This is a genomic window from Halalkalibacter akibai JCM 9157 (genome assembly GCF_000513135.1).
Lineage (GTDB): Bacteria > Bacillota > Bacilli > Bacillales > Bacillaceae_D > Halalkalibacter > Halalkalibacter akibai.
In genome coordinates this window covers 1-2,819 of record NZ_BAUV01000106.1, presented here as the reverse complement: position 1 = coordinate 2,819, position 2,819 = coordinate 1, and the positions used below count along the sequence as shown (strand labels likewise).

At 37.5% G+C, this 2,819-nt stretch carries 2 protein-coding genes; one reads left to right on the top strand and one right to left on the bottom strand.

Annotated features, from left to right (window positions below):
• Window positions 1–228: 228 nt before the first annotated feature.
• Window positions 229–1,443 carry an NAD(P)/FAD-dependent oxidoreductase gene (locus tag JCM9157_RS22810; RefSeq protein WP_035668771.1) on the bottom strand — a complete coding sequence of 405 codons (1,215 nt, stop codon included), beginning with the start codon at window positions 1,441–1,443 and terminating at the stop codon, window positions 229–231.
• Between the two features lie 326 nt (window positions 1,444–1,769).
• On the opposite strand from JCM9157_RS22810, the gene JCM9157_RS22805 reads away from it, so the two are divergent.
• A complete protein-coding gene (locus tag JCM9157_RS22805) occupies window positions 1,770–2,756 on the top strand; it encodes an NAD(P)/FAD-dependent oxidoreductase (protein WP_035668769.1) in 987 nt (328 codons plus the stop codon).
• Window positions 2,757–2,819 lie beyond the last annotated feature (63 nt).

Sequence of the window (2,819 nt, the reverse complement as noted above, 5' to 3'; positions counted from 1 at the left end):
TTATCAGAATTCTTAAAATATTAAAAGTCCGTAAAATAATCTTACCACTTAATGTAAGCGTAAACATAGGTTGTTTTCTTAATATTTTGTTTATTATCTCACCTTTTTATCCATAACGAAAAAAGCGAATGCTTAAGGCATTCGCTTTTAGTGGTTCATTTTTTTGCTAGGAGAAGTGTTCACTTCTAGCTTGCTCTGCACTTGAGGAAAATCTCCTCAATTGCCTTGTTACATTGGGTTTTTACCTCTTTTTAGAACTAGAGCTGGCCCGCCTAATAAGAATAGGTAACGGTTATCAATCATCTTTTTCATGAAGTTAGCTGAAGAACCAAATAATTTTCTTGTTCCGACTACACCAATTGCTTCTTTACCTCCTAGTGAGGCAACCGTACCTTTGATGTCTGGCTTGAATGTTTTTAATGATCCGCCACTCATAAGAGCTTTGATGTTACCAGCACATACCTCAGCCATTTGCATCGCAATTTGAGCTGTTGGTGGGTATGGACGGTTAATTTCTTCATTAATAAGAAGAGCACAGTCTCCGATAACAAAAATATCTTTATGGCCTGGAGCACGTAAATCTGGATCAACTTTAATACGTCCACGCATAGCTTCAAAGCCTGATTTTTCAATAATAGAACTTCCTCTAACACCAGTTGCCCATACGATTGTTTCAGCTTTAATCTCATCGCCACTAGCAAGAGTTACACCTGATTCTGTAACTTCTTTAATTGGACAGTTGATCTTAAACTCAACGCCACGGCTTTCTAACAAGTTCATCGCATACTCTACTAATTCTGGGTCAAAACCTGGTAATGCTGTTGGAGCTGCTTCAATCACATACATTTTAACTTTTTCACGTGGTACATCATAATGCGCGCACATTTCAGGTAAACGCTCAGATAACTCACCGATAAACTCAATACCCGTGAATCCAGCACCTGCAACGATGAACGTTAAAAGCTCGTCCTGAGGTTCAGGAGTATTGTTATATTTAGCAAACATATACTCGATATGCTCTTTCACTTCACGTGCACCATTTACTGTCCATTTACTAAATGCATGCTCATGAACTCCTGGTACACCAAATGTTTCAGCTTCAGAACCTAAGCATACTACTAAGTAGTCAAACTCAAGCTCGCCGTTTTCTAAAACAACTCTCTTTTCTTCACGCTTAATTTCAACTACACTATCTTTAACAAATTTTATTTTGTTTAGATCAAGAACACTATTGATCGGCATACGAGTGCGTTCTGGAGAAAGTGTTCCAGCCGCTGGCTCATGTAACCAAGTTGTTTGATAATGGTAATCATGTTTGTTGACTAATGTAATATTTGCATCATTGTGGCCAAGTTGCTTAGTAAGGCGTGATGCAGTAATCATCCCCGCGTAACCAGCACCTAAAATAACAATATTAGGCTTCTTCAAATCAATCACTTCCATATTCTTTAAATTTTATTTTTATATAACTCTCCCCGTTAAACATTGTGATCCTTTTCACGAACTAAGATATAATAATACCTAAAACAATAAATAAATTTCGTGAATCAGTCACAATTACACATTATTAATAATATGGCTTTTCACCTTACTTTTCAACTGTCTTTTTCATTTTATCTTTGTTTTTTTCTTATACCGGTTGTTTTCCTATTTATAATGTAAACGAAATCATTTTTAATATACACAAAGAGCTCTATTTCTTTCTTTTTTAAGTTCAATATGCATATAATAAAAAGTGACGTATTGACTTTTTTTGGAGGTGGAGCACAATGACAACTGACAACTACGATATTACAATTATTGGCGGGGGTCCGACAGGCTTATTTGCTGCTTTTTATGCGGGAATGAGACAAGCAAAAGTAAAGATCATCGAAAGCATGCCTCAACTAGGTGGACAATTGTCCGCACTTTACCCAGAGAAATACATTTATGATGTAGCTGGTTTCCCAAAAGTAAAAGCACAAGAACTTGTAGATAATTTAGAAAAACAAGCAATGCAATTTAATCCTACCATCGTTTTAGAGCAAGCTGTTCAAGAACTAATTGAACAAGATGGAGAAGGATACATAATCAAGACTGACAAAGAAACCCATTATTCCAAAGCTGTTATTATCACAGCTGGAGCAGGAGCTTTCCAACCAAGACGTCTTGAAGTAGACAAAGCTGATCAATATGAAGGAAAAAACCTTCATTATTTTATCAACGACTTAAGTATTTTTGAAGGTAAACGAGTAGTCGTTTGTGGTGGTGGTGATTCAGCGGTGGATTGGTCTCTCATGTTAGAACCAATCGCTAAAGAAGTGAACCTCGTTCACAGACGAGATAAATTCCGTGCACACGAACATAGCATTGAGTTGCTGAAACAATCAAAAGTAAATATTTTAACACCTTTTGAAGTAAAAGAACTAAAAGGCACAGAGGATGCCGTTCAGCAAGTTATCCTCCAAGAAATAAAAGGCGACACTCAAAAAACAATTGACGTCGATGCCCTGATCGTAAACTACGGCTTCGTCTCATCACTAGGCCCAATTAAAGAATGGGGACTAGAAATAGAACGAAACTCAATTATTGTTAACACAAAAATGGAAACAAACCGACCAGGCATCTATGCAGCAGGAGACGTTTGCACATACCCAGGAAAAGTAAAACTAATCGCAACCGGCTTCGGCGAAGCACCAACAGCTGTAAACAACGCAAAAGCATATATAGACCCAAATGCCAAACTATTCCCAGGCCACAGCACAAGTTTGTTTTAGTTAGAAAAACTTGGCCTCCGCCAGAATAAAAAAAGGCCTCCACCGAACTCCATCTCCCTGTTG